The organism is Streptomyces sp. NPDC054796, from assembly GCF_053611545.1.
Genome location: NZ_JBSHAO010000002.1, coordinates 150,481 through 173,941, shown reverse-complemented (window position 1 = coordinate 173,941; position 23,461 = coordinate 150,481). Strand labels below are relative to the sequence as shown.

Sequence of the window (23,461 nt, the reverse complement as noted above, 5' to 3'; positions counted from 1 at the left end):
CCCGAAAGGGCCAAACCGAACTGTTCTGTTTGACCTTACGCGCCGATCGCCCGCGATGCCAAACCAAACGGTTCGGTGCTCTATCCTGGTGCTATGTCCCAGTCCCGCGACTCCGGCCGGACCGCGACGCCCGCAGCGGCCGGCGGCGACACTACGCGCGAGCGCATTCTTGGCGCTGCCATGAAGGAGTTCGCCCGCCACGGCATCGCCGGCGCCCGCGTGGACCGCATCGCCAAGCTCGCCAGAACCAGCAAAGAACGCGTCTACGCCTACTTCCGCAGCAAAGACGCGCTCTATGCCGACGTCGCCGCACGGGAGTACGTCGTCATCGCCGAGGCCACCCAGATAGACCCGACCGACCTCCCTGGCTACGCGGGCCGCCTGTTCGACTACTTCGTCGCCCGCCCCGACCACCATCGCCTGATCACCTGGGGCCGCCTCGAACTGCCGGGCACCGCAGCCGATGCCGACGATCCCACCCAGGCAGTGATCGCCCGCAAAATCGACCGGCTCCGCCAGGTGCAGCAGGCCGGACAGCTCGACCCCGCCTGGGACCCGGCCGACGTCCTCGCCCTGGTCAACCAGATCGCCATGACCTGGGCGGCCCAACCCGAACTCAGCGAGGCCGCCGCCGCACACGCCGTGGACCCCACCACCGCCGCCCGCCGCGCCGCAGTGGTGACCGCTGTCGAGCGGCTCTTCCCTCGAGCGCGCTGAGGTCCCCCGGACCGACGGCAGCCCAGTTCGGCCGTCGGCGTCTGGCCCGGTGCGTCATCGAGGACGGCTGGCCGCTGCGACGGGCGGCCGAGCGTTTCCAGGTCGCCCACACCACCGCCGCCCGCTGGGCCGGGCGCTACCAGCGGCACGGCGAAGCGGGCATGTACGACCGCTCCAGCCGCCCGCACCGCTCCCCCTGGCAGACTCGTTCAGCGCGAACGTGCCGACGGTGTCGCCGTCCGCCGTGAGCGCGTCGCCGTCGTCACCGGCACCGGACTCCCACCGCGTCCATCAGCATGGGGAAGGAGGCGTGCAGTTCCCGTTCCCAGTAGCCCCAGAGGTGGCTGCCCGCCCCGTAGAAGTGCGCGGTGACATCGCCGCCGAGCCCGCGCAGCCTCCTCACCAGGGCGGCGCTCATGATCTCGCACAGTGGCTCGACGTCCAGGTCGGGCGGGTTGCCCGCCGGGTCCAGCGGGCCCGGGGTGCCGTCGCCGCTGGAGACGTGGACCGGGATCCGGGTCAGCCGCGCCGCGAGGTCCACGGGGGAGTGCGCCGCCCACACGTCGGCCTGAGCCTTCGAATCGCCCCACAGCGCCAGCGGGTCGAGGCCGTTGTCCTCCAGGATCATGCGGAGGAACGCCGGGCCGTCGTAGGCGCTGGGCTCGTGCGGTCCGGTGTACGGAGGGTGCAGCACCCCGCTGTAGGAGGCCGCCGCGCGGAACATGCCCGGGTGGCGGGCCGCGTACGACAGGGCGCCGAAGCCGCCCATGGACAGGCCTGCGATGACGCGCGCCCGCGCGGCGCCGTAGTCCCGTTCCAGAATCCGGCGCAGCTCGGCGAGGTGGAACGTCTCCCAGCGTGGTGCGCCGCCGGTCCCGCCGTTCCACCAGTCGCTGTAGAAGCCCGCGCGGCCGCCGTCCGGCATGGCCACGAGCACTCCCGTGTTCCGGGTGAAGTCCGCGACGTCCGTCTCCCGGGTCCATGAGTCGTAGCCGTCCCAGGCCCCGTGCAGCAGATACAGCACCGGCCAGGTCTGCCGTGTGCCCGGTCGCCAGCCCGGCGGCAGGAGCAGCCGGACCGTCGCGTTCCCGGCCAGCGCGGGCGAGGCGATGGTGACGTCCAGGGTGCGCGCGTCCCGTCGTTCCTCGGCGACGACGCGGGCGCGTTCCCGCACCCCCGGCGGGCCCTGTCGCCCGGTCCCGGCCCGGGCGGTGGGCGTCGGGAGGAGGGAACCGGCCGCGGTGGCGGCGGCTCCGGTCAGGACGGTACGGCGTGTGGCACGGCGCATGGTGTCTCCAGACGGACGGCGCGGGCGGTGACCGCGTGAGAGGTGGGAGGAGGCGGCGCGGGGGAAGGGCCGCGGCCCCGCCCCTCGGGACGGGACCGCGGACGGGGTCGGGGCCGGGGTCGGGGCCGGGGTCGGGCGGCGCGCGCCGTCAGGCCGTCGTGCAGGACGAGCCGTTGAGGGCAAAGGCGGTGGGCGGGCCCGAGTCGCCCGTGTGGGTCGCCTGATAGCCGATGTTCACGCTGGCGCCGGGCGCGATGGCGGCGTTGTACGCGGCGTTGGTCGCGGTGACTCGACCGCCGCTCGGGCTGAACGTGGCGTTCCAGCCGGAGGTGATCTTCTGGCCGCCGGGTAGGGTGAGGCCCAGTGACCAGCCGTTGACGGGGGCGCTACCGGTGTTGGTGACGGTGACCGAGGCGGTCAGGCCGCTGTTCCAGGTGTTGGTGGTGACGGCGATCTCACAGTCGCCGGGCTCGGGATCCGGGCCGGGCCCGGGGCCGCCCTCGTCGAGGCCGAAGAAGTGGATCGCGCGGGCCGCCATACCGCTGGCGATCAGATTGTGGCCGACGCCCTGCAAGCTGATGGCCTCCACGGGAGCCTGGTCACCGGTGCCGCCGTAGCGGGTGCGGGTCCAGTTGGGCTGGGGCGTGTCGGTCATGGCCGGGGTCTGGCTGACGCCGTGGACGTCGGTCCACTGCTTGATCTGCTCCTGGAAGTTCGGGTAGCGGAGTGTGTCGTCCGCTGTGCCGTGCCATATCTGCATCCGCGGGCGGGGACCCGTATAGCCCGGATACGAGCCGCGGACCAGGTTGCCCCACTCCTGCGGGGTGTGCGTGATCGTGCCGTTGGCGCAGGCGCTGTTCCAGCCGGAGCCGTCGGTGGTGGCGAAGCAGCCGAACGGGACGCCGCTGAACGCCGCACCCGCCGCGAACACGTCGGGGTAGTTGCCCAGCATGACGTTGGTCATCATCGCGCCGGAGGAGACACCGGTGACGAAGACGCGTTCCGTGTCGGCGTCGTAGGTGCGGGTCACGTAGTCGACCATCGAGCGGATGCCCACCGGGTCGCTTCCGCCGCCGCGGCGCAGCGCCTCGGGGGAGGACACGTCGAAGCACTGGCCGCTGCGGGTGGCGGACGGATAGATGACGATGAAGCCGTACTGGTCGGCCAGCGAGGCGAACTCGGTGTTGGCGTAGAAGACCGGTCCGGTGCCGGTGCACCAGTGCTGGGCCACCAGCACCGCGGGCCGTTCGGTGACGCTGTCCGGCACGTAGAGGTGCATCCGGAGGTTGCTGGGGTTGCTGCCGAAGCTGGTGACCTCGGTGAGGGCGGCGGTAGGGGCGGCGGTGTCGGCGGAGGCGGCGGGGGCGGCGGGGGCGCTGATCAGCATTCCCGCGAGCATGGGCAGAAGAGCCGCGACGAGGGTGCCGATCATCCTGCGGGCGGCGCCTCCGGCTCCGGTGCCTTTCGTGCCTCTCGTGCGCCTCCCGTGGCGCGTGCTCCTCGTGCCTCTGACGTTGTTCACACGGCTGACGGTGTTCGTGCGTCTGTTGGCCACGTCCATGACCCTTCCCGGCTGCGGGTATGAGGGAATGACTGCTGTGCCTGCCGTGGCATCGGCTCTGATGCGACGGCCATGGGGCGCGCGTCCCTCCGTGTCCTGGCGCTGTCGGGGCAGGGCGGTCCGCCCGTACCAGGTGGGCGGCAGCGCTCAGGGCCCGGCGGCGGCCCGTCCCGCGACGAGCGGTGCTCCCGGGGGCGGTGCTCCTCCTCGCTCCCCGGCTGAACGGCCGAGGCCAGGGCATCCGGGGGGCGTCTCCGGGAAGGCCGCCGTGTTGCCAGCAGTCTGTGGGACCGCTCCCACAAACTATCGGCGCAGCCTGAACACCCGTCAATCCCCGCGCATCACCCCCGGCACGCACCTCACCGTCAGAGCCGCAGTTGTGTCAGCTCGATAACGCGATGCGGCGGGCGACCCCGAGCTTCGGGTGGGCCGATCCCCGCCGGCGCCGCGCGCTCGGTCTTCGCCCCATCAGCATGTGCTGACCTCGGACGCGTCGCACGGCGCGATAACGATACTTATCCCGCTGTTCCAGTGACTTGAAGTGTTTCTACTGCCATTTCAAAGAATAAGAAGGTGATTGTGAGCCTCCCGGAGCCCTTTTCCGCCAGGAGGAATCACCGTGCACCGCCGTACCCGCCGACTGGGTGTCCTCGCCGCCGGTATCGCTCTCACCCTCACTTTCCCCACGGCCGGTGCCGTTGCTGCCGGGGCACGGCCGGGCAACGGCCCGGACCCCGTACCCCGTGGCATCGACACCTTCCCCGTAGCCCTCATCGCCTCGCTGAGCCGCCCCGACGCCTCGCCTCCCGGCGCCAACGACTGGGGATGCCGCCCCACCGCCGCCCATCCGCGCCCCGTGGTGCTCCTCCACGGCACCTTCACCAACGCCTTCAATTCCTGGAACGAGCTGTCGCCCAAATTGAAGAGGGCGGGCTTCTGCGTCTTCGCGCTCAACTTCGGTGCCCCCCGGGGCTCGGTGTTCAAGGCCACGGCGGCCATCCCGCGTTCCGCCAAGGAAGTCGCCGCCTATGTCGACAAGGTGCGCGCGGCCACCGGCGCTCGCCAGGTCGACGTCGTCGGATGGTCCCAGGGCGGCGGCGTGCTGCCCCGTTGGTACCTGAAGTACGAGGGCGGAGCCGACCGCGCCGCGCCGTGGAAGAACAAGGTCCACCGCCTGATCGGCATCGCTCCGAGCAACCATGGCAGCACGGCGAGCGGACTCATGACCCTCGCCGAGCAGCTCGGCCTGTTGGGCGCGGTGGGGGCCACTCTCGGCCAGGCCGTGCCGGACCAGGCCATCGGCTCTGCGGTCAACCGCCGCCTGGACAGGGGTGGCGACACCATGCCGGGCATCGCCTACACCACCGTCGTCTCCCGGTACGACGAAATCGCCACCCCCTACCAGAATCAGTACCTGAAGCCCGGACCGGGCGCGACGGTACGCAACATCACTCTCCAGGACGAGTGCCCCGAGGACCACACCGAGCATCTCGGGATTCCCTACGACCCGGTCGCGCTCGACCACGTGCACAGGGCCCTCGACCCCGCCCACGCGCCCACGCCACGCTGCACATACGTGCCCCCGATCGTGAGTTGACGGCACAGTCTGTGGGGTCAGCGGCGGGTGCCGGGCTGTCCGGCCGACGTCGTGCCGTCGCGACGGCCGCTCAGGGCACGGACACACCAGCCTATGAAGACGGCGTTGACGAGGGCGCCGAGACCGACGGCGACGAACAGCATCGAGGCGTGATCCGGCAGCACCAGCAGGACGAGGCTGACCGGCGCGGTGGCGAACACGGGCCAGACCCCTGCCAGGGAGGCGTCCGGCGAATCGATGTTCCCCATCACGAGGGCCCAGACGAGGAGGGCGAGGCAGGCGACGAGATAGACGCGGGCGAGGACGGTGCTCAGCGCGTCTCGGACGACACGCACGGCGGAACGGGACGGGTTGGCGCTGCTCATGGTGGTGTGCTCCTCGTGTGCGGTGGTGCTGGTCATGGTGGTGTTGATCGTGATGGTGCTGGTCATGGCTGGTGTCCGCTCGGTACCGGGCGGTGTGTACGGGCCGATGGCCGATGCGTCGTGCTACGGATCAGTGCGCGGGCGGTAGGGCAGGAAGGCCGTCAGAGGTGGGTGCCGGGAGGGTTCGGCCGGGCCAGGCCCAGGTCGTAGGCGAGAATCGTGGCCTGGACCCGGTCACGCAGCCCCAGCTTGCGCAGCAGCGCGTTCACATGGGACTTGACGGTGCCGACGGTGATGTTCAACTCCTCCGATATCTCCGCGTTGTTGAGACCGGAGGCGATCAGGGTGAGCACGAAGCGCTCCCGCGCCGTCAGCCGGTCCAGGACGCCCGCGTCCCTGTCGGCCGAGGGCCGGTCCGGCTGGCTGTCGGCGAAGTGGCCGATGAGCCTGCGGGTCGCGGAGGGCGCGAGAACGCTGTCCCCCGAGGCCACGGTCCGGATGCCGTCCAGTAGTTCACCGGCCCGCACGTCCTTGAGGAGGAAACCGGAGGCACCGGCGCGCAGCGCGTTGAAGACGTAGGAGTCGAGATCGAAGGTGGTCAGCACCAGGACGCGAGGGGCGTTCTCCCCGCTGGTCAGGATCCGGGTGGCGGCGATGCCGTCCAGTTCCGGCATCCGCACGTCCATCACCACGACGTCGGGCGCGAGTTGGGCGGCGAGGCGTACCGCGGTGGCGCCGTCGCCCGCCTCGCCCACGACGCTCATGTCCGGCTCGGCGTCGATGACGGCGGCGAAGCCCGCGCGTACGACGATCTGGTCGTCGACGACCATCACCGTGAGCGTCATCGGGGGTCCTCCTCGTGCGCCCCGTCCGGGGTGCGGTTCGTGTGCTCCGGAGCGGGAGTGGTGCTCTCGCCCGGCGCGGGTGCGGGGGTGGCGCTCCCGCCAGCGGCGGGGGTGGCATGTGGCGGGCCCAGGGGCAGGCGCAGCAGGACCGTGCCCGCCTCGGGGTCGCTGGTCAGGATGCCACCGAGCGCGGCGGCGCGCGTGGCCAGGCGTTCGCGCACCGCGGGCCGGGTGGCGCGGTGTGCGCCGGTCGCGGTGAGAAGCAGGGTGTCGTCGGCGACGTCGAGCGCGAGCGCGGTGGGCGTGTGGCGGCCTCCTGCCCCCACCGGCTCGCCCGCCGTCAGTATCGTCTCGGCGGCGCGATAGGCCGCGAGATCCACCTCGGCCGGCAACTGCTCCGGCACCCGGCCGGAGACATGGACCTCGACCTCGCGGCCGGTCGCCCGGCACTGGTGGGCGAGCAGGTCCAGCGCCTGGAGCGTGGGCTGCGGCCGCAGCTCGCCGTGCTCCTGCCCGTCGCGGACAGCGTCGAGCAGCGTGCGCATGGCGGTCAGCGCGTCACGCGCCCGCTGCGCGGCCTGCGGCAACCGTCCCGCCTCCGCCTCCTCGATCACCTCGGCCGTACGTGACAGCACGGTGGTCTCCAGCCCGGCCGTGATGCGGCGGCGTTCGGCCCATGCCTCGCGGACCGCTTCCCGCGTCCACGCGGTGAGACGGTCCTCGTGCGCGCCCCGCTCACTCCGTTCCCGCTGCCCGTACCGTGCACCCGCAACGCAGGCCACGCCCGCCACGGCGGCCGACACCGCGCACGCGCTCACGGCCACCGTCCCGGCGGACACGCCGTCACCGTTCCGGGCGAGAACCACGAAGGCGGCGGCGGTGTGCACCGCGACGGCCGCCGCGGGCAACACCCATGGCCGCCCGTCGGTGAACCGGCGGACCGTGTGCGCGTACGTACGTGCCGTACGGCCCTTGGCCGATGTGCTCCGGGAGGACGGCTCGCCAGAGTCCTGGTTCGGCACCTCCCGGTTCGGCACCGCGCGTTTCGCAGCCGCCCCCTTCGCCCCGTCAGCGCCGGGTGTGGCGCCGACATCCGGTAGGGGTGTGCTCTTCGCGGAGGTTTCGGTCCGTGGCGGGGCGCCGCGCTCGGCGGCGTGGCCGTTCGCCGCGCCGCGTGCCGCGTGCACGGCGAGCATCGTGCAGGTGGCGAGCCCGCTCAAGGCCAGGGGGAGGGACACCGGCCCCGCGTACCCGCCCTCGGCCATCGCGACGGGCCACAGCGCGGCCAGGACGAGCAGCGCGCCCGACGCGGTGCGTGGCGCGCGGCGCAGCCACAGCAGCGCCACCGCCTGCGCCCCGGCCAGCAGCGCGAACAGCACACCGGCCGAGACACCGGGGCCGCTCGACGCCTCCTCGCCCCGGATGACGGCCAGAGGCACCAGAGGCTGCACACACAGACCGAAGGCGGCGGCGAACTGCGCGACACGGAAGGACCGTGGCACGGACGCCGGGGGCGGCACAGCGGCCCGCCCCGGCAGCACCGCGCGCACCTCCCACCCCCCGTCGGACGTCGGCCCGCTCGTCAGCGTGCCGCCCGCCTCCCGCGCCCGGCCGCGCAGCATCGTCTGCCCGCGTCCGCCGCCGAGGCCCGCGCCGTGCGGGGTGCTGCCCTCCGGTGTCTGCGGGGCCGCGTTCGTGACCACGATCTCCGTGCTCGCCTCGCCGTAGGCGCACCGCACACGCGTCGGGGCGCCGAAGGCGTGGCGCACGGCGTTCGTCAGGGCCTCGCGGACGATCCCGTACGCGGCGTCGCCGACGGACCCTTCCGGCAGTGCCCCGATGTCGCAGGTGACGGGCTGTCCCAGGGAACGGAACCCGTCCACCAGGGCCCGCATCCGTTCCTCCGGCTCCTGGACGTCCTCCACCCGGGCCGTCGGAGCCCGCACCGCACCGAGGGCCCGGGTCACCGTTCGGCCCGTGTCGGCGGCGAACCGCAGCGCCTCACCCACCAGTTCCGGACGCCGCTCGCCGAGCCCGAGCGCCGCCTCCGTCGTGACGACGACGGCCGTCAGGTGGTGCGCGCTGACGTCGTGCAACTCGCGCTCCATGCGACGGCGCTCGGCCGCGGGGAGACGGTGCCGCTCGGCCTGGGCACGGTGCCGCTGCTGCTCGGCGGTCCTGCGCGCGGTGCGCAGCCGGCGCAGATGCAGACCGGTGCCGCAGGCGGCGGCGTAGAGCAGGGCCGTCAGCACGAGGTCCAGGCCCTGGCGCTCGCCGAGCCCGTGCAGGCTGATGTTGTATATGACCTGCCAGACGGCGAGGGTGGCCACGCACAGCACCGCTGTGGTGGTGTCGCGCTCCATCGCCACCGTGAGGAGCGCGAGGGCGACACCCGCGGTGCCGAGCACCGCCATCGCGCCGGCGGGCAGCGGGCCGGCGCCGACGGCGCAGGCGGCGACGACGAGGACCAGGACGGGCACGGGCCTGGTGCGCCGCGCGCACAGCGCGGCCGTCACCAGGGTGTCGACCAGGACCGCCGCGAGGAGATCGGCGGTCGCCGGTGTGGCGCCGAGCAGCAGCGCGGCACCTGGCCACACCAGGGCTTGGGCAGCCAGCAGCAGGACCGGCAGAAGCCGGTCGTCGGTTCGTTCCATGATGTGTTCAAGGCTAGCGAGCAGGGTGCTCGCGGGCCTCCGGCCACGGGCGGACAGCCGACTCCAACCAGGGATAGAGACGGGCCGCTCGCACCCCGTCCCGGGATGGAGCGTGAACGCCGCGCGCGTGCGCCGGGTCGGGGCGGTGGGCGGGCACCGCGTGGACCAGCGACCGCGCGGCGCCGGTCTCACCACAGTGCCCGTCTCACCACCGCGCAGTCCTCACCACTGCGCAGTCCTCACCACCGTGGGCGAGTGGACCAGCCGGAGCCCCATCTGGATCAGGAGCCATCCGGCACGGTCGCGCAGCCATGACCAGCGCCACGACGCCGGGGCAGCACCGCACGGCGTGCGAGGGCGTGTGCGTCGTGCTCGCTCTGCGCAGCCTCCACGCCGCCCACCCGGTAGCTTTCGACGACCTCATGGAGCCGGGTGGTCAGCTCCCGTACCTGCCGGGGCGTCAGGCTGAGCTGGAAGTCGCTGACGTCGGAGACTTCGCGCCACGGCGTCGGCCACTCCTGGAAGGCGCCGAGGAAGGAGGCGAGTTCCAGCGCGTGCTGGGCTGCCATCTCCTGGAGGAACAGGTGCAGCGCACCCCGTACCTCGGGGTCGGTGTGATCGAAGAACTCGTTGACGCTGTCGATCCGTGTCCCCTCGTGAGCCGACTTCCACCACCGTTCCCGGCCGGTGCCGCGCTCCGGGTCGTCCTCGGCGAAGCCGCACTCGGCGAGCTGCCGCAGGTGGTAAAAGGACCCCAGCAACCGCATCCGCAGGGGATGCGCTACCGCGCGCAGCGAACGGGCGTCGAGCCGGTGGACCGGGCGTTCATCGCTGGCCATGCTGAGGCGCTCATCCTGTCGCCCCATCACCGCGAGACGACGGTTCGGGCCCGGACAGGTGTGCCCGCCGGGGCAGCAGGAGCGGGGCGGCCAGCAGGAGGAGGCCGGAGAGGGTGATCGCCGTGAGGGGGCCGGTGAGGGTGGCGAGGACGCCCCAGGCCACCATCATGGCGGCCTGTACGAGCTTGCTGCTCACGCTCCATGTGCTGAGGACCTGCGCTGCGTGCCGTGCGGGAGTCCGGCGCAGGCGCTCCGTGGCGTAGACCGGGTTGAAGACGCCCACGCATGTGATCAGCAGGGCCTCGACGACGATCACGGTGAGGAGCCCGGGTACACCGGGCCCGATGAACGCGAGACCGAGCGGGAAGAGCGACCGCAGCCAGCCGGAGACCGACATCACCCGGTACCGCCCGTAACGCCGCACGAGGCGCGCGGAGAGGCGGGCGCCCGCGAAGCCGCCGAGTGCCGGGATGCCGAAGGCGAGGCCGTACTGCCAGGCCGGGTAGTGGTACTCGCCCAGCAGAAGGAGGGCAAGGAGCGGCACGGTGGCCATGATCAGGCCGCTGACGAGGATCGAGTTGAGGAAGAGGCCGCGCAGTGCGGGGTCGTGGAGGATGAAGCGCCAGCCGGTGAGCAGCCGGGTTCCGCGCGTCCCGGCGGCCGGGTCGCGGGGGGTCGCGACGTCGCCTCCGCGGATGCGGAGGACGCCGAGCGCGGACAGCAGGTAGCTGAGGGCGTCGGCCATGACGGTGACGACCGGGCCGAGCAGCCCGATGAGTGCCCCGCCGAGGGGCGGGCCTACCGCGGTCGCGACCCAGTTGGTGCCCTCGAACCTCCCGTTCGCGACAAGGAGGCGATCGCCTCGGACGAGGTGTTTCAGATACGCGCCGGACGCGGCACCGAAGGCGATGTTCGCGGTCCCGGAGACGACCGCGACGACCAGGAGCTGGACGTACGACAGCAAGCCGAGGGCGTACGCGACCGGCACACTCACCATCGCGAGGCACCGGGCCAGATCCATGGCGATCATCACCGGGCGCTTGGCCCTGTGCTCCACCCACGGCCCCAGCGGGAACGCGGCCACCGCCGCGACGGCGAGCCCGGCCGCCTCCAGAAGCGACACCGCGAACGCTGATGAGTGCAGCACTCGCACCGCGACCAGCGGGAACGCACCGAAGGCCGCCCATGTGCCGTACGCGCTGACGGCGTAGGACGACCACAGCCAGCCGAAATCGGACCCAAGCTTCACGCGCACATGTCTCCTCAGCGACCACCGGTGTGTGAGCCCCCGCATCACACCGGCCGCACCGGAGCAGGCGCAAACAACCACCTGCCGACGAGCCACAACCATCAGTTGGACGTACATAGGCTGGACCCATGGACACCGAGGCAGTGCGATCGTTCGTCAGGGCGGCCGAGTCCGGACAGTTGCGGCACGCGGCCGACGAGCTGGGCGTGACACAGCAGGCGGTCTCGAAGCGGATCGCGGCCCTGGAGCGACGGCTGGAGGTCCGCCTGTTCACCCGGACAGCGCGAGGCGTCGAACTGACCCCTGACGGGCAGGCGTTTCTCCCGCACGCACGGAGCGTCGTCGCGAGTGCGGACCGCGCCGTCGCCGCGGTCGGGCCGGGCTCACGCGCCCTGCGGATCGACGTTCTCGGCCTGCGCAGCGCACAGGCCGCCGTCCTGCACGACTACTGGCGGGCACACCCCGGAACCGGCCTCGACGTGGTGACGCTCAGAGTCGACGACCCGCACGTGGTGGCAGCCGCCGTTCAGGCGGGCGATATCGACGCCTCGTTCCGCACCGTCACCGATCCGGCCACACTGCCGCCCGACGTGCGGATGATCCACGCCTTCGACTCCCCGCTGGAACTCCTCGTCGGCCCCGGGCATCCGCTCGCCTCCGCACACACACTCACACCACCCGAGCTGCGCAAGCTCCGCATCTGGGTGCCGGGCATCGCGCCCCGGAGCGAATGGGCGGAGTTCTACGATCAGCTCGCCACCGACTTCGACCTCCGCGTCGACGCGGCAGGCCCGCACTTCGGCGACGAGGTGCTGCTCGAAGCGCTCGCGGACTCCGCCGACGTGGCCACCCTCGTCGGCGCGCGCGACCGTTACACCTGGCCGCCGGGCAGCGGCCTGCGCCGCATCCCGATCGTGAACCCGACGCTCGCCTACCCCCTCTCCCTCATGTTCCCCGGCACACACCCGCACCCGGGGCTGCGGGCCGTCATCCGCCATCTCGCAAGCCTGGCACCCTCTCCGGAGAGGGTCTGGCTTCCGGCCTGGGCAACGCCGTCGGACCGGAGGGTGTCCGCAGCCGCAGGACCGCCCGGCCTGCCCCTCGACGGGACTCCTCAGCCGGGCGCCCCCGCGACCCGCACACGCTGACTCTCCCCGTCGGAGAGGAACGCCGCCAGCGCCCGCCCCTCCTCGCCGACGTCGTCACGCTCGCCCCGCGAGAAGGCACGCAGCGGGGTGACGGCCACCGTGCCGTCCTCGACGTACCACGTCGCGGCGACGCGCCCGTCGACCAGCACCACGCGCGCACCGGCCACCGACAGACCACGGTGTGCGTCGTCGATGATCCGGCCTCGGTCGTGGTAGCCGAGGATCGCGTTGTCGAAGGCGGGGAGGAACCGGACCGGCGCGGGTGTGTCGGGGCCGGGGCGTGGTGCGTCGGGCAGGTCCAGCAGTTCCCGGCCCCGCTCGTCGCGGAAGACGACCAGCTCGTCGCGCAGCGCGGCCACAGCGGCGGGCAGCCCGGCGAGGCCGCACCAGGCGCGCAGGTCGGCCGAGGCGGCCGGGCCGAACGCGGCCAGATAGCGCCGCACCAGTGCCTGGCCCACCGGATCGGAGGGGTCGTCGGACGGCGGGTCGATCTCGCGGCCCAGCCACGAGGAGAGCAGCACGTTGCGCACCCCCGCCCTCGTACGCCACACCCCGCGCGGCGGCATCTGCACCATCGGCAGGAGCGCGGCGACCAGCATCTCGCCCAGTGGCCGTGTCCCGGCCGCGGGCCAGCGCTCGACGACCGCCCGCGCCAGCTCGGACATCGAGCGGGGCTCGTCGTCGGACATCACGGCCAGGCCCGCCGCCGTCAGCTCGTCCAGGTCCACCCCGTCCAGCTCGCGGCGGTAGGTGCCCAGCACTCGCTGACGCAGCATGGCCGTGTGGCGGGACCGCCAGGCCACGGCGTCGTCGGCGGTGACGAGATGGACCGTGCGGCGCATGAGGTGGGTCCGTACCACGTGCCGTTCCGTCAGCAGGTCGGAGAGCGCCGCCGGGGTGAACGCGTCCAGCCGCGACCAGAGCCCGGCGAAGGGCTCCTGCGGCTCCTGCGCCTGGATGCCGCCCAGGTGTGCCACGGCGTCGAGGACCGGCAGGCGGGCGCGGCCGAGCAGCAACTGCCGGGCTAGCGTCGCGCGGTTGAGGGCGCGGGCGCCGAGGACGGGCCTCGGGGTGGTCCGGCTCGTCGGGGTCATGCGGTGCTCCGTCCTTCGGCCGGGCGTCGGCGCGGGGAAGTGCGGGTGAGACCGGGTGGGGTGCAGGACACGTCGATCGGTCCGAGGCCGGTGGTGCCCGCCTGGCCGAACACCGGCTCGCGCGTCTTCACTGTGGGTCCTTGTCTGTGTGTCTGCGTGTCTGCGTGTCCGCGTGGTGCGTCGGGTGGTGTGCCCGGGGGCGAGGCACGGGGAGCCCGCCCCCGGGCGGTGCCGGTCAGCCCGCGTTGTACTCGCTGACGACGTCCAGGACCCAGGTCACGCCGAACCGGTCCTTGAGCATTCCGTACAGGGGCGCCCACTGCGCGGGGGCCAGGGGCTGGACGACGGCCGCGCCCTCGGCGAGCCTCTCCCAGAACGTGGTGATCTCGTCGGCCGACTCACCGCGCACCGACACGAAGAACGCGTTCTCGCCCCGGTCCCACGGCATGTGCGAGGGCACGTCGTAGGCCATCACACGAAAGCCGTTGCCGGAGGCCACCTGGCCCCACATCACCTGGTCCGCCTCGGACGGTTCCTGGACGATTCCGGCGTCCTTGTACGTGACCACGGCCACCTCTCCGCCGAAGACGGACCGGTAGAAGTCGAGCGCCGCTCGGGCGTCGCCCCGGAAGTTCAGGTGGGTCACAGTGTTGACGGACATGACGGTTCCTTGTCTCTTGATCCGGCTTGCCAGGGCGTGGCCGGACGCGTCCGGTGAGGTTGCGTGTGTCCGGTGACGTCCGCACGTCCCGTTCCGGCCTCGCCCTGTGATCACACAGTCGCAGGGGAAGCGGTCAGGGTGTGTCCGCTTCTTCGGGCAGCATGGGAACCATGCCGAAGACCTCAGCGCGACTGCTGTCGCTGCTCTCCCTGCTCCAGGCGCGCCGGGACTGGCCGGGTGCGCTGCTGGCCGAGCGGCTGGACGTCAGCCCGCGCACCGTGCGCCGCGACGTCGACCGGCTGCGGGAGCTGGGCTACCCCATCGTGACGTTCAAGGGGCCCGACGGGGGATACCGGCTCGACGCCGGTTCGGAGCTGCCCCCGCTGCTGTTCGACGACGAACAGGCCGTCGCCCTCGCCGTCGCGCTCCAGATCGCCACGACGACGGGCGTCGGCATCGAGGAGGCCGCGGCACGCGCGCTGACCACCGTCCGGCAGGTCATGCCCGCGCGGCTGCGCCGCCGTATCGACACCCTCCAGGTCACCGCCGTCGAGCGGCCAGAGGCACGCCCGTACCCGCAGGTCGGCAGCGGTGTCTTCATGGCACTGAGCGCCGCCGTCCACGCCCGCGAGGTGCTGCGCTTCGACTACACCCCCGCGCTCCCGCCGGGAGCCGGGGAAGCCAGGGAAGCCGGGGAAGCCGGGGAAACAGGAGGACCCGGGGGAGCCGCAGACGGTGGGCGTGCCGGGCCCGCGCCGCGTCGCGCCGAGCCCCACCACCTCGTCACCTGGGGCGGACGCTGGTACCTCGTCGCCTGGGACCTCGACCGCGAGGACTGGCGCACCTTCCGCGCGGACCGCATCACCCCGCGCACCCCCACGGGGCCCCGCTTCACCCCACGCGTCGTGCCCGGAGGGGAGGTGGCCACGTTTGTGGCCAACAGGTTCCGGGGCGCCGACGGCAGCGGCGACTGGCCCTGCCGCGGCGAGGTGATCCTCGGCCTGCCGGCCGCCGAGGTGTCCCGCTACACGCCCGACGGTGTCGTCGAGGCACTCGGCCCCGACCGCTGCCGGCTCGTCATGGGCTCGTGGTCGTGGCCCGGACTGGCCGCGTCCCTCGGCAGGTTCGACGCCGGCATCGAGGTCGTCGGACCCGCCGAGCTGAGGGACGCCTTCGCGCACCTGGCGCGCCGTTACGCGGCTGCCGCCACCCCGTCACGGGGGTGACGGGGCCTGCGGGGCCGGTCAGCCGGAGTGCACCTTCTGGTAGAGGTCACCCAGGTAGTAATCGGAGGGGTCGGGGTTTTCCGCGAGCTGCTTGTTGTGGACGAAGAAGTCCCCGAGCTTCTTCAGCCAGCGGTCCAGCTCGCCGTTCTTCGTCTTCGCCGCCAGCTCTTCGGTGGAGAGCGTCTCCACGTGCGAGGCGTCGGCCGTCGCCTGCGCCTTGCTCACGTCCAGCATCTTGGCGGTGAGCGCGATGGTCTCCTCGGGGTGCTTCTTGCGCCAGTCGTTGGCCTGCTGCAACACCTTGACGACCTTGGTGTTCTTCGACTCCGGCACCTTGTTCCCGGCGACGAAGGCCGTGGGGAAGATGTCACCGGTGTCCTTGGTGCTGGCCACCTCCTCCAGCTTCGGGACCTTCTTCCGCATGGTGTCGATGGAGGGGTAGAAGATGCCCGCGCCGTCGATCTTCCCGGAGGTGAAGGAGGAGACGACGGTGGACGGGTCCATGGCGACCTTCTGGATGTCCTTCGTGGTCATCCCGGCCTTCTCCAGTGCCATGTTGAGGATCATGTCGCCCGAGGTGCCCTCGGGCACACCGACCCGCTTGCCCTTGAGTTCCTTCATCGACGTGATGCCGGGCTGGGCGATGACGCGGTCGGCATACGTGAACGTGTTGACCCCCACCACTTTGGCCTTGCCGGAGGCGGGGAGCCACATCGCGCCGGGGCCGATGTAGCCGTAGTCGAGGTCACCGGAGCCGAGCGCCTGGATCTGCACTGGACCGTTGTTGAACACCTTCGTCTTCGCGGTGAGGCCCTGCTTCTTCCACATCCCCTGCTCCTGGGCGATGGCCAGCAGGGAGGCGCCGTTGTAGTCGCCTATGTAGCCGAAGTCGACGGTGTTGTCGTCCTCGGCGGCCCCCGTCGAGCAGGCGTTCATGGCGAGGGTCAGGACCGTGACGGAGAAGAGCGCCGACAACGTGCGGCGGAGGGTGCTTCCGGGCATGGCGGAGGTGTCCTATCAGGGAGGGGAGGTGACGGGGCGGAGGCGTGGGCGTGGGCGTGGGTGCGGGCGTGGGCGTGCCCCGGAGAGGGACGAGGCAGTGCCCGGCGAGGCCGGTGGTGTGGTGTGCGGTGAGGCGCTGTGAGGTGAGGCGCTCACGCGGCGGGCGCGGCGTCCTCCTGGTGGTAGACGGACGTCCACACCGCGTTCCGGATCTGCCGGAACTCGGCGGAGAGGCGGATCTCCTCGGTACGTGGGTAGGGCAGGTCCACGTCGATGACGCGGTGGACACGCCCCGGCCTGGCGGCCATGACCACCACCCGGCTGGCCAGATACACGGCCTCGTCGACGTCGTGGGTGATGAACAGGACGGTGCGCTTCTCGCGGCTCCACGTCGCCAGGAGCTGGTCCTGCAACTGCACCCGCGTGAGGGCGTCGAGCGCGCCGAACGGCTCGTCCATGAGGAGGACGCGCGGGTCCACCGCGTAGGCGCGGGCGATGGCGCAGCGCTGCTTCATGCCGCCCGACAGTGTCTTCGGGAGTGCGTCGGCGAAGTCGTCGAGCCCGACGAGGGATATCGCGTCGGCGGCCCTGCGGTGCCGCTCCTCGGCGGAGACGGCGGCGAGCTTGAGTCCGAACTCCACGTTCTGACGCACGGTCAGCCAGGGGAACAGGGCGTACTGCTGGAAGATCACACCCCGGTCAGGGCCCGGCCCCGTCACCGGCTCCCCGTCCACCAGCACCTGGCCCGAGCTGGGTTCCTGTAGCCCGGCGGCCATGCTCAGCAGCGTGCTCTTGCCGCACCCGGACGGGCCGACGACGGTGACGAACTCCTGGTCCGCGATGTCCAGGGACACCCCGTCCAGCGCGGTGAACTCGGCGCCCTTGAGCGGGAAGGTCTTCACCACGTCCCGAAAGCTGATCTTGCTGTTCATCGTCGCTCCTGCCAGCCGGTGAGCCGTCGTTCGGCGAGCAGCAGCAGCCGGTCCATGAGGAGGCCGAGCACGCCGATGGTGATGAGGGACACGAAGATGGTGTCCATCTCGAACCAGGTGGACGCCTTCTGCATCCGGTACCCCAGGCCCTCCTGGGCGCCGATCAGCTCCGCCGCGACCACCGTGGCCCACGAGGCGCCGAGCCCGATGCGCATGCCGACGAGGATGAACGGCGTGGAGGCCGGGACGACCACCTTGGCGAAGATGACCCGGTCCGAGGCGCCCAGGACCCGGGCCGCGTTGATGAGAGTGCGGTCCACGTCGACCACGCCCTGGAAGGAGGCGACGACGCAGGCCATGAACGAGGCGAGGTAGATCACCGCGATCTTCGGCACCTCGCCGATCCCGAGCAGCACGACCGTGAGCGGGATGAGGGCGAGCGGCGGGATGGTGCGGAAGAACTGGATGTAGGGCTCGACCACGGCACGCACCGTCGGGTACCAGCCCATGAGGAAGCCCACGGGCACGGCGACGACCACGCCGAGCGCGTAGCCGAGGAAGACCCGGCGCAGGCTGGCGAGCACGTCGGTCGCGAGGGTGCCGTCGGCGACCATGTCCCCGGCCTTGCCCGCCACGGCCGCCGGTGTGGGCAGGTTCTCGACCAGGCCCAGCGCGGCCACGACCGCCCAGACGAGGACACCGGCCACCAGCGCGAGGGCGTTGAGGACGAGCGGACGTCGCCGGGAGGAGCGTGCGGCGCGCTGCGAGGGCTGCGGCGGCTGCGCCACGGTGGTCTTCTCGGGAGGGACGATCACGGCCATGGGTGCCTCACTGGATTCACGCGTGCTCCTCGGTGACGGGCTGCGGATAGCGGGAGAGCAGGGGGGTTTCGTGGAGGACGAGGGCGATGCCGCCCAGCGCGCTGCCGGCTTCGCCGAGGGTGGCGCGCCGCACGCGTACGCGATCCCTGACCAGCGGCATCACATGGGTGTGCAGGGCCCGCCTGACGGGCTCGAGCAGGGCGTCTCCGGCGTCCGCGAGTTCACCGCCGATGACGATGACGCCCGGACCGACCGCGTTGCACACGGCGGCGAGCACGGTACCGATGTCGGTCCCCGCCCGCTCCAGCACCGTCAGCGCGACCGGGTCGCCCGACTCGGCCGCGGCCAGGAACGCGGGGAAGTCCCCGGCCGTGCCTCCGGCCTCGCGGTAGCGGTGCAGGACGGCGTCGAGCGAGGCGACGGTCTCCAGACAACCGGTGCCGCCGCACTCGCAGGGCGCGCCGTCGGGGTCGACGGTGATGTGCCCGAACTCGCCCGACATGCCGTGCGTTCCCCGGTGCAGCGAGCCGCCGACGACCAGGCCGCCGCCCACGCCGTGGGACAGCCGCAGGTACAGGACGTCGCCGCCGTCGGAGGCCGCGCCCCACACCGCCTCGGCGAGCGCGGCGAGCCTGGTGTTGTTGTCGATCAGCACCGGGACGCCGAACCGCTCGCGGAGCAGACCGGACAGGCCCTTCGGCCCTTCGGCGGCTCCGGGCGACCGGGCCTGCACCCCGGAGGGAGCAGCACCGGAGCCGTCGGCATCCCCGGCATCCCTGGCATCCCCGGCATCTGCGACGTCGCCGATCGGTCCGACCACGCCGACCCCGATCGCGCTCAGCGCGCCGAGCCGGAGGGTGCCGCGCCGGGCTGCCCTCCGGCCGGACGCCCCCGACGCACTGGACGCGCCTGACGTGCCGCGCTCCGCCTCGTCGTCCGGGGGAGCGCCGCCGAGCGAGCCGAGGAGACGTTCCGCGATGTCGGCCCGCTGGGACCAGGTCAGTCCCGGCGCGTGCGCCTCGCTGGCCGAACCGATCATCTCGTGGGCGACGTTGATCGCCGAGACATGGACCGCGCGACGGGCGAAGTCGATGCCGATCGCCTCCCCGGCGTCCGGGTTGAGGCTGAGCTTCTCGACCGGCCGCCCGCGCCTGCGCACCTCGGCCGGAGGGGTGGCGGCGACCACCGCTCCGCCCTCCACGAGACCGGCGACGATGTCGTACAGGGTGGTGCGGGACAGGCCGCTGTGCGCGCCCAGTTCGGCCCGGCTGAGGGGGCCGTGCTTACGGAGGAGATCCAGAACGGACTGCTCATGGCTCTTGCGCAGCCGCGTGAGCGGACCGTCGTGTGCCTGCATGCCGCACAGCATGGAGAGCGCCACGGTTTTTCGTCAATGAGTCGGAACAAAAAGATTTCCGGCCCCTGCGGGCCCGGACAAGCCACCGCCGCCCCGCCGTTGCGGGGCCGTCCCGCCCATGGCCGCCAGGGGGAGTGGCCCCTGGCGGCCCAATTATGTTCGCACTATTGACATAAATCTCGCGCAGGTCGGAACATGCCTCGCGTGGCACCGGTCAAGATCGCCCCACCACGCGGCGGTGACGACGGACGCCCGCGTGGACGCGCGCCCTCGGCCGCGGCGGAGCGGGCGGACAACGCACCGGCCACCCGCGACGTCCCCCGCCCCGGTCGCTCCCGCTGACCCCGGGACGGCCGAACCGAAAGGGTCCCCGTGCGCCCCAACATGCTCTTCCTCATGACCGACCAGCACCGGGTGGACACCCTCGGCGCCTACGGCAACCCGCACGTCCGCACCCCGAACCTGGACCGGCTCGCGGCCGAGGGCACCCGCTTCGACAGCTTCTACACTCCGACCGCGATCTGCACCCCGGCCCGCGCCAGTCTGCTCACCGGGGCCGCGCCGTTCCGGCACAAGCTGCTGGCCAACTACGAGCGCAACGTCGGCTATCTGGAGGACCTCGCCGACGACCAGTTCACCTTCGCCGGGCAACTGCGCTCCGAGGGGTACCGGCTCGGGCTGATGGGCAAGTGGCACGGTGGTGTGCGGCGCACCGCGGCCGACTACGGCTTCGAGGGCCCGGACCTGGCGGGCTGGCACAACCCCGTGGACCACCCCGACTACCTCGCCTACCTGGAGGAGAACGGCCTGCCGCCGTACCGCATCACCGACCCCGTACGCGGCACCACACCCAACGGCAGCCCCGGCAACCTCCTCGCCGCGCGGCTGCACCAGCCTGTCGAGGCGACCTTCGAGCACTACCTCGCCACCCGCACCATCGAGATGCTGCGCCGCTGGGTGGCAGACGGCGTGGGCGGCGGTGTGGGCGGCGGCGCCACGGGGTCCGGGGCGGGATCCGGAACGGGGGAAGAGGGGGAGGACCGGCCGTTCTTCATGGCCACCCACTTCTTCGGCCCCCACCTGCCCTACATCCTCCCGGACGCGTACTACGACATGTACGATCCCGCGCTGGTCGAACTGCCCGCCTCGGTGAGCGAGACCTTCGCCGCGAAGCCTCCGGTGCAGAGCAACTACAGCAAGCTGTGGGCCTTCGACACGATGCCGCTGGAGGAGAGCCGCAAACTCATCGCCGTCTACTGGGGTTATGTCACCCTCATCGACGAGCAGATCGGACGGATCCTCGACGCGGTACGCGAGCTGGGTCTGGAGGAGCACACCGCGGTGTTCTTCACCGCGGACCACGGCGAGTTCACCGGCGCACACCGGCTGCACGACAAGGGCCCGGCGATGTACGAGGACATCTACCGCATCCCCGGCCTGCTGAAGGTCCCCGGTGGCCCTGCGGGGCAGGTCCGCGACGAGTTCGTCTCGCTCACCGACTGCACCGCCACCATCCTCGACCTCGCGGGCAGCGACACCAAGCCCGCTGTGGACAGCCGCAGCCTGCTGCCGCTGGCCACCGGCGAACACCCCGAGTGGGACGAACACCACCTCGCGGAGTTCCACGGCCACCACTTCCCGTACCCCCAGCGCATGCTGCGCACCCGCCGCCACAAACTGGTGGTCAACCCCGAGTCGCGCAACGAGCTGTACGACCTGGCCGCCGACCCCGACGAACTGCACAACCGCTACGACCACCCCGAACTGCGCGAGGTACGGGCCGAACTGACCCGTACGCTCTACGACTTGCTGCGCGAGCGGGGCGACAACTTCTTCCACTGGATGACGCCCATGTACGACGTGGAGACGGACTACGACACCACACTCTCGGCGTTCGAGAGCGAACCCGCCGACTGACCGGCCGACCGACTCACCGGACCGACCCGCCGACCACCAGGAGCGGCGACGGCCCCGGGCCGTCAGCCCGTGGCCGTCGGCGGGCGGCCGGTGGTGTGTTCGGTCCGGTGCGGCGGCCGGCCGACCGCCCGCTGCATGCGGAGCTGGCCGATCTCCGCTGCGTTCTTCATCAGCTCGGCGTTCACCCAGGCGACCATGTGGGCGACCGTGTGCCGGGGGTCGTTCTGCCACGGGAACGGGGCGGTGGCCTCCAGGGCGTCATCGGTGAACCGGTCCAGGGCCGTCAGCCACTCCTCGCGTAGACCGCGCAGCCACTCGACGGTCGGCTCGCCCGCGCCCGGCCAGATGACGTCACCGCGCTCCCGGGCCGTTCTGCCGTGGGCGTGGTCGATGGTCACGCTCCACCACCAGCCGATGTGCCAGCTCAGCCAGGCGATCGTCGGCACGGGAACGGGGTCGGGCTCGGTCTCCGCCCAGTCCGGTACCCACGTACCGGCATCGGTCCGGCGTACCGTCCAGCAGTCGGCGGCGGGCTCCCACAGGAAGTCGTCCGGCTCGAGCCTCTCCAAGTGGTACTCGAACAGCGACCAGGTCAGGTCGAACTGCCAGCGCAGCAGGTCGAGCGAGTGCCGTGCGGCAGGCCCGTTTCGGGAGACAGTCACGGGCCGACCCTCGCACAGCACCGCCGCCGACGGGAATCGAGTATTCGGCGGCACGGATGATCACACGCCACCCCGGGGCCCTCGTGCGCCCGGTTCAGTGCCCCCGGTTCCGGCGCTTGACGTACAGGCGGTTGCCGCTCGGGCCTGTCCACTCCACGCGCACGACACCGGGGACGGCGGCGTCGGCGAGGCGCGACGGGTCGGACCAGTAGCCGAAGTTCGGGTTGCGGAAGAAGGTCGCCCACAGCTCGCCGTCGCGGTCCACGAAGAAGTTGTTGTGCCCGGCGCCGACACCCGCGGTCCACCGCTTCGAATAGGGGCCCTCGAAGGTGTCGGAGACGGCGACGACCGCGTCGTACTGATACTGCACGCGGCCGTCGCCGGGCGGATCGTAGGCGTAGCGCGGGCTGCCGTAGCGGTCGATCGACGTCCGGTCCCACGCGGCGTGCAGGAGGTAGTACTTGCCGCCGTGCTTGAACACGTAGGCGCCCTCCAGATACGGCTCGGGCGAGTAGCGTGTCTGCCGGAAGGCGGGGAGGTCCGTCGTCGGGACGATGTCCTCCATGTCGTCCCGGAACTTCGCGTACAGGTCGTTGTGCAGCACGAGCCACGCGTCGTCGCCCTCGCTGTAGAGGCTGCCGTCGATGTGGTGGTACGCGCCGGGCTCGATGAACTTCGGGCCGCCGATGAACGGGTCGCCGAAGGGCTTGTCCAGGTTGCCCTCGATCAGCCGGTACGGGCCCTCGACCCCGCCCTCGCTCACCAGCAGGAACGAACCCACCTTGCGCGAGTGGTCGCCCATGCACGCGACGAGGTACCACGTGTCACGGAAGTAGTGCAGCTCAGGGGCCCACGCCTGGCCGCGCTTGCCGAACTCGTCGTCGTGCCAGTACCGCTGCCAGTCGGCGACGACCGTGCGCCCGGGCCTGTTCTCGTCGGCGAACTCGGGCGACCACACCTTGCCCTTCTCCGTGCCCGGCCGGATGGTGCTCGTGTCGGCCAGCTTCCACGGCCCGCGCAGGGAACGGGAGGTCCACACGAAGATGCCGTCGTTCCACGGGGCCGCCGCCTCCAGGCCCGGCACGCGGGTGGTGCCGGTGGCGACGTAGAGCGGACGGCCGTCGACGGTGAAGCAGTTGACGTAGGTGTCCCGCATCCAGACCTGTCCGCGCTCCTTGTCACGGGGCCTCAGTTCGAGCGGGAGGACGAAGGAGTTGTCCTCGCGCGGCCACAGATCGGTACGCGCGTCGGCGAGGCCGTATGGCTCCAGCTCGGGAAGGTTCTCCGGGTGGCGGCCCCGGGGCACGGCCTTCCCCTGTGCGAACTGCTGTGCTGTCTGGGCCGGCGGCTCGGTCTGCGCCGCCTGCGCGGTGGTCGCGGGCAGCGCCGCCGCCGCTCCGAGGGAGCCTGCGGCGGCCAGGAGGGACCGTCTGCCGAGGTGCGAGCCGTTCTCGGAACTGGTCATCCGTCACGTCCTTTGCGTCGTCGAGGGATACGCCCGTGGCCCGGCCCGACCTGTCCCGCAC

The 23,461-nt window shown here is 71.9% G+C and carries 20 protein-coding genes and 1 pseudogene; 6 read left to right on the top strand and 15 right to left on the bottom strand.

What is annotated here, in order from left to right:
• The first annotated feature begins 93 nt into the window (after positions 1-93).
• Positions 94-717, top strand: a complete 624-nt coding sequence (locus ACWGJ2_RS02495) for a TetR family transcriptional regulator (RefSeq protein WP_453344068.1) — start codon at positions 94-96, stop codon at positions 715-717.
• Positions 714-947: pseudogene (locus ACWGJ2_RS02490) on the top strand (leucine zipper domain-containing protein); the annotation flags it as partial. The gene ACWGJ2_RS02495 and the pseudogene ACWGJ2_RS02490, both read left to right, overlap by 4 nt.
• A gap of 32 nt (positions 948-979) precedes the next feature.
• Here ACWGJ2_RS02490 and ACWGJ2_RS02485 read toward each other — a convergent pair.
• Complete coding sequence (locus ACWGJ2_RS02485; protein ID WP_453344067.1) at positions 980-2,005, bottom strand: alpha/beta hydrolase; 1,026 nt, start codon at positions 2,003-2,005, stop codon at positions 980-982.
• A gap of 148 nt (positions 2,006-2,153) precedes the next feature.
• Complete coding sequence (locus ACWGJ2_RS02480) at positions 2,154-3,437, bottom strand: extracellular catalytic domain type 1 short-chain-length polyhydroxyalkanoate depolymerase (protein ID WP_453344066.1); 1,284 nt, start codon at positions 3,435-3,437, stop codon at positions 2,154-2,156.
• A 748-nt stretch (positions 3,438-4,185) separates the two neighbouring features.
• On the opposite strand from ACWGJ2_RS02480, the gene ACWGJ2_RS02475 reads away from it, so the two are divergent.
• Positions 4,186-5,163, top strand: a complete 978-nt coding sequence (locus ACWGJ2_RS02475; protein ID WP_453344065.1) for an esterase/lipase family protein — start codon at positions 4,186-4,188, stop codon at positions 5,161-5,163.
• Positions 5,164-5,180: 17 nt separating this feature from the next.
• Here the strand turns inward: ACWGJ2_RS02475 and ACWGJ2_RS02470 are convergent, their stop codons facing one another.
• The 5 genes from ACWGJ2_RS02470 to ACWGJ2_RS02450 form a co-directional block, all read right to left on the bottom strand.
• On the bottom strand, positions 5,181-5,594 hold the full coding sequence (locus ACWGJ2_RS02470; RefSeq protein WP_453344064.1) for an SCO4225 family membrane protein: 414 nt from the start codon (positions 5,592-5,594) through the stop codon (positions 5,181-5,183).
• Between the two features lie 95 nt (positions 5,595-5,689).
• Positions 5,690-6,373 carry a response regulator gene (locus ACWGJ2_RS02465; protein ID WP_453344063.1) on the bottom strand — a complete coding sequence of 228 codons (684 nt, stop codon included), beginning with the start codon at positions 6,371-6,373 and terminating at the stop codon, positions 5,690-5,692.
• Complete coding sequence (locus ACWGJ2_RS02460) at positions 6,370-9,027, bottom strand: histidine kinase (RefSeq protein ID WP_453344062.1); 2,658 nt, start codon at positions 9,025-9,027, stop codon at positions 6,370-6,372. Before ACWGJ2_RS02460 ends, ACWGJ2_RS02465 begins: the two co-directional genes overlap by 4 nt.
• Before the next feature lie 281 nt (positions 9,028-9,308).
• Positions 9,309-9,866, bottom strand: a complete 558-nt coding sequence (locus tag ACWGJ2_RS02455) for a transcriptional regulator (protein WP_453344061.1) — start codon at positions 9,864-9,866, stop codon at positions 9,309-9,311.
• A gap of 10 nt (positions 9,867-9,876) precedes the next feature.
• Complete coding sequence (locus tag ACWGJ2_RS02450) at positions 9,877-11,121, bottom strand: MFS transporter (protein WP_453344060.1); 1,245 nt, start codon at positions 11,119-11,121, stop codon at positions 9,877-9,879.
• Positions 11,122-11,243: 122 nt separating this feature from the next.
• Between ACWGJ2_RS02450 and ACWGJ2_RS02445 the strand changes: the two genes are divergently transcribed.
• Positions 11,244-12,263: a LysR family transcriptional regulator gene (locus ACWGJ2_RS02445; RefSeq protein WP_453344059.1), complete on the top strand. Its 1,020-nt coding sequence runs from the start codon at positions 11,244-11,246 to the stop codon at positions 12,261-12,263.
• Here ACWGJ2_RS02445 and ACWGJ2_RS02440 read toward each other — a convergent pair.
• On the bottom strand, positions 12,230-13,357 hold the full coding sequence (locus ACWGJ2_RS02440) for a winged helix DNA-binding domain-containing protein (RefSeq protein WP_453344058.1): 1,128 nt from the start codon (positions 13,355-13,357) through the stop codon (positions 12,230-12,232). The two genes, ACWGJ2_RS02445 and ACWGJ2_RS02440, sit on opposite strands and share 34 nt — an antisense overlap.
• A 235-nt stretch (positions 13,358-13,592) precedes the next feature.
• Positions 13,593-14,018, bottom strand: a complete 426-nt coding sequence (locus ACWGJ2_RS02435) for a VOC family protein (protein ID WP_453344057.1) — start codon at positions 14,016-14,018, stop codon at positions 13,593-13,595.
• 170 nt (positions 14,019-14,188) lie between these two features.
• Between ACWGJ2_RS02435 and ACWGJ2_RS02430 the strand changes: the two genes are divergently transcribed.
• The gene (locus tag ACWGJ2_RS02430; protein WP_453344056.1) at positions 14,189-15,244 is read left to right on the top strand and encodes a helix-turn-helix transcriptional regulator; all 1,056 of its coding nucleotides are present in this window, start codon (positions 14,189-14,191) and stop codon (positions 15,242-15,244) included.
• Positions 15,245-15,262: 18 nt separating this feature from the next.
• Here ACWGJ2_RS02430 and ACWGJ2_RS02425 read toward each other — a convergent pair whose 3' ends face one another.
• From ACWGJ2_RS02425 to ACWGJ2_RS02410, 4 genes are all read right to left on the bottom strand, one after another.
• Positions 15,263-16,246: an aliphatic sulfonate ABC transporter substrate-binding protein gene (locus ACWGJ2_RS02425; protein ID WP_453344055.1), complete on the bottom strand. Its 984-nt coding sequence runs from the start codon at positions 16,244-16,246 to the stop codon at positions 15,263-15,265.
• Between the two features lie 152 nt (positions 16,247-16,398).
• Positions 16,399-17,178, bottom strand: coding sequence for an ABC transporter ATP-binding protein (locus tag ACWGJ2_RS02420; protein WP_453344054.1), 780 nt, complete (start codon positions 17,176-17,178; stop codon positions 16,399-16,401).
• Complete coding sequence (locus tag ACWGJ2_RS02415) at positions 17,175-17,999, bottom strand: ABC transporter permease (protein ID WP_453344053.1); 825 nt, start codon at positions 17,997-17,999, stop codon at positions 17,175-17,177. Before ACWGJ2_RS02415 ends, ACWGJ2_RS02420 begins: the two co-directional genes overlap by 4 nt.
• Positions 18,000-18,015: 16 nt before the next feature.
• Complete coding sequence (locus ACWGJ2_RS02410) at positions 18,016-19,368, bottom strand: ROK family protein (RefSeq protein WP_453344206.1); 1,353 nt, start codon at positions 19,366-19,368, stop codon at positions 18,016-18,018.
• Between the two features lie 384 nt (positions 19,369-19,752).
• On the opposite strand from ACWGJ2_RS02410, the gene ACWGJ2_RS02405 reads away from it, so the two are divergent.
• Entirely contained in the window at positions 19,753-21,273 is a 1,521-nt protein-coding gene (locus tag ACWGJ2_RS02405) for a sulfatase-like hydrolase/transferase (protein ID WP_453344052.1), read from the top strand.
• A gap of 62 nt (positions 21,274-21,335) precedes the next feature.
• Here ACWGJ2_RS02405 and ACWGJ2_RS02400 read toward each other — a convergent pair whose 3' ends face one another.
• The gene (locus tag ACWGJ2_RS02400) at positions 21,336-21,935 is read right to left on the bottom strand and encodes a DinB family protein (protein WP_453344051.1); all 600 of its coding nucleotides are present in this window, start codon (positions 21,933-21,935) and stop codon (positions 21,336-21,338) included.
• Positions 21,936-22,029: 94 nt separating this feature from the next.
• Entirely contained in the window at positions 22,030-23,400 is a 1,371-nt protein-coding gene (locus tag ACWGJ2_RS02395; protein ID WP_453344050.1) for a family 43 glycosylhydrolase, read from the bottom strand.
• Positions 23,401-23,461: the final 61 nt, after the last annotated feature.

What these genes read in the sequence shown, in the direction of transcription:
- ACWGJ2_RS02495 (WP_453344068.1), top strand. Translation starts at nt 94, where the DNA reads ATGTCCCAGTCCCGCGACTCCGGCCGGACCGCGACGCCCGCAGCGGCC.
- ACWGJ2_RS02485 (WP_453344067.1), bottom strand. Translation starts at nt 2,005, where the DNA reads ATGCGCCGTGCCACACGCCGTACCGTCCTGACCGGAGCCGCCGCCACC.
- ACWGJ2_RS02480 (WP_453344066.1), bottom strand. Translation starts at nt 3,437, where the DNA reads ATGATCGGCACCCTCGTCGCGGCTCTTCTGCCCATGCTCGCGGGAATG.
- ACWGJ2_RS02470 (WP_453344064.1), bottom strand. Translation starts at nt 5,594, where the DNA reads ATGACCAGCACCATCACGATCAACACCACCATGACCAGCACCACCGCA.
- ACWGJ2_RS02465 (WP_453344063.1), bottom strand. Translation starts at nt 6,373, where the DNA reads ATGACGCTCACGGTGATGGTCGTCGACGACCAGATCGTCGTACGCGCG.
- ACWGJ2_RS02460 (WP_453344062.1), bottom strand. Translation starts at nt 9,027, where the DNA reads ATGGAACGAACCGACGACCGGCTTCTGCCGGTCCTGCTGCTGGCTGCC.
- ACWGJ2_RS02455 (WP_453344061.1), bottom strand. Translation starts at nt 9,866, where the DNA reads ATGGCCAGCGATGAACGCCCGGTCCACCGGCTCGACGCCCGTTCGCTG.
- ACWGJ2_RS02445 (WP_453344059.1), top strand. Translation starts at nt 11,244, where the DNA reads ATGGACACCGAGGCAGTGCGATCGTTCGTCAGGGCGGCCGAGTCCGGA.
- ACWGJ2_RS02440 (WP_453344058.1), bottom strand. Translation starts at nt 13,357, where the DNA reads ATGACCCCGACGAGCCGGACCACCCCGAGGCCCGTCCTCGGCGCCCGC.
- ACWGJ2_RS02435 (WP_453344057.1), bottom strand. Translation starts at nt 14,018, where the DNA reads ATGTCCGTCAACACTGTGACCCACCTGAACTTCCGGGGCGACGCCCGA.
- ACWGJ2_RS02430 (WP_453344056.1), top strand. Translation starts at nt 14,189, where the DNA reads ATGCCGAAGACCTCAGCGCGACTGCTGTCGCTGCTCTCCCTGCTCCAG.
- ACWGJ2_RS02425 (WP_453344055.1), bottom strand. Translation starts at nt 16,246, where the DNA reads ATGCCCGGAAGCACCCTCCGCCGCACGTTGTCGGCGCTCTTCTCCGTC.
- ACWGJ2_RS02420 (WP_453344054.1), bottom strand. Translation starts at nt 17,178, where the DNA reads ATGAACAGCAAGATCAGCTTTCGGGACGTGGTGAAGACCTTCCCGCTC.
- ACWGJ2_RS02415 (WP_453344053.1), bottom strand. Translation starts at nt 17,999, where the DNA reads ATGGCCGTGATCGTCCCTCCCGAGAAGACCACCGTGGCGCAGCCGCCG.
- ACWGJ2_RS02410 (WP_453344206.1), bottom strand. Translation starts at nt 19,368, where the DNA reads ATGCTGTGCGGCATGCAGGCACACGACGGTCCGCTCACGCGGCTGCGC.
- ACWGJ2_RS02405 (WP_453344052.1), top strand. Translation starts at nt 19,753, where the DNA reads ATGACCGACCAGCACCGGGTGGACACCCTCGGCGCCTACGGCAACCCG.
- ACWGJ2_RS02395 (WP_453344050.1), bottom strand. Translation starts at nt 23,400, where the DNA reads ATGACCAGTTCCGAGAACGGCTCGCACCTCGGCAGACGGTCCCTCCTG.